Annotated in this window: 1 protein-coding gene and 1 pseudogene; one reads left to right on the top strand and one right to left on the bottom strand. The window is 66.1% G+C overall.

Annotated elements, in window-relative coordinates:
- Positions 1–412 (bottom strand): annotated as a pseudogene (locus BJF85_RS28570) (IS3 family transposase); the annotation flags it as partial.
- 301 nt (positions 413–713) lie between these two features.
- Between BJF85_RS28570 and BJF85_RS24540 the strand changes: the two are divergent.
- Complete coding sequence (locus BJF85_RS24540; protein ID WP_075850311.1) at positions 714–1,763, top strand: IS110 family transposase; 1,050 nt, start codon at positions 714–716, stop codon at positions 1,761–1,763.
- The last annotated feature ends 117 nt before the right edge of the window (positions 1,764–1,880 follow it).

Raw genomic sequence — 1,880 nt, 5'->3', positions numbered from 1 at the left:
TGCCCTCACCGGTGGGGTGTTCGGTGATATCGGTCAGCCACAGGCGATTCGGTCTGTCAGTGGTGAACTCGCGGCGCACGAGATCGTCGTGCGCGGGCGGACCGGGCCGGGCCTTGCGGCTGCGGCGTTTCTTCCCGAACACGCACCACCACTCGTTGTCCGAGCAGATCTTCCACACCGTGCGGTCCGACACCTCGACGCCCGTGGCGGTGACCGCGTCGTGCAACAGGCGATACCCGAACTCGGGGTCCTCGCGGTGAGCGTCGAAGATCGCGTTCGCCGCGTAGGCCTCGTCGTACTCGGTGTCGGTGACCGGCCTGCGCAGCCAGGCGTAGTAGTGCTGGCGGTGGAGCTTGAGCACCCGGCACGCCACCGCCACCGGCACCCGAATCGGGGCATCGGGGGCGGCCAACTCCCTTACGAGCGGGTAGAGCTGTAATGGTGTGCGGCTGGCCCGTGGCTGGCTGAGAGGCTGGCCTCGGCCGCGGCAGGTGACTCCGGGTAGATCCGACCCTCCGCCAGTGGTGGTGTCTTGAAAAGGACTTGTCCCTGCTGTGGTCGAGGTTCGGCCCCTGCGCACAGATGTCCTGATGAGAAGCCTGTCCACCGCCCGAAGAGCAGCGCGATTCAGGGTGGTGTGACCCGTTACAGAACTGTCTCTGAGCACCCCACGGGCCGGGCGGTTGTTGTCCGTGATGTTGCAAGGAGCGAGCATGGCCCGCGTTTCAGAGCTGTTTGATCACGTCGTCGGAGTGGATACCCACGCCAAGAGCAACACGTTCGCGCTGTTGGAGACTCGAACCGGCGCGGTTACCGCGACGGCGGTGTTTCCGACCAGCACGGCTGGCAATCGACGCGCGGCCCAATGGGTGCTACGCAACGGCGGCGGCTCCGTCCTCGCGGCGGTCGAGGGGACGTCGTCCTACGGTTCCAGCATTACCAGCGTACTGCAGGCCGAGGGAATCGACGTCGTTGAAGTCCGGCCGCTGAACCACGCAAGTCGCGCCCATACGGGCAAGAACGACGCTATCGACGCCGAGGCGGCCGCCCGCCACGTGCTCGGGCAAGACGTCGACCGTCTTGCTCGGCCCCGCAACGCCGGCCGGCGATCGGCGTTGCGGGTCCTGCTGTCGTCTCGGTCCATCATCGACCAGCAGCGGACGGCGAATCGCAACGCGCTCACAGCGCTGCTGCGCACCAACGAACTCGATATCGACGCTCGGCGGCCGCTGACCGATGGTCAGATCCGAACGATCGCGACATGGCGCCTCAAAGCAACCGCCTCGATCGACGCCGTTACCGTCGCCCGAGGCGAGGCGCGCCGCCTGGCGAAAACGATTCTCGAACAATCCGCCCTGCTGACCGAAAACCACCGTCAGCTGCGCGAGCTCGCTGAAGAGATCGCTCCTGGACTGCAGAACGTCCAGGGTGTCGGGCCCGTCACCGCCGCGATCATCATCTGCGCCTACTCACACCACGGACGCGTGCGATCCGAGTCCGCCTTCGCCGCACTTGCCGGCGTGGCACCGCTGCCAGCATCATCGGGCAACACGACCCGTCACCGCCTATCCCGCACCGGCGATCGACAGCTCAACCGCGCGTTCGAAGTCATCGTCCGAACGCGCGTCACCTGCGACCAAAGCACAAAGGCCTACGTCGCCCGCCGCAAGGCCGAAGGCATGAGCACCCGCGACATCAGACGCTGCCTCAAACGCTACGTCTGCCGCTCGATCTACCGCGAAGTCCGGACCTGCCTGACTTGACGCGAAGCATAGAAGCGTCCTTTTCCCGGCAGGTTGCCCTGCGACAAGTACGCCGCAGCCCGACGCAACACCTCGTTCTCCTGCTCCAACAGCCGGTTACGGCGCTTGAGCTCACGC

Origin of the sequence: Saccharomonospora sp. CUA-673 (genome assembly GCF_001942305.1) — a bacterium.
Taxonomy (GTDB): domain Bacteria; phylum Actinomycetota; class Actinomycetes; order Mycobacteriales; family Pseudonocardiaceae; genus Prauserella.
This window is presented reverse-complemented; position numbering and strand designations above follow the sequence as displayed.

What these genes read in the sequence shown, in the direction of transcription:
- BJF85_RS24540 (WP_075850311.1), top strand. Translation starts at nt 714, where the DNA reads ATGGCCCGCGTTTCAGAGCTGTTTGATCACGTCGTCGGAGTGGATACC.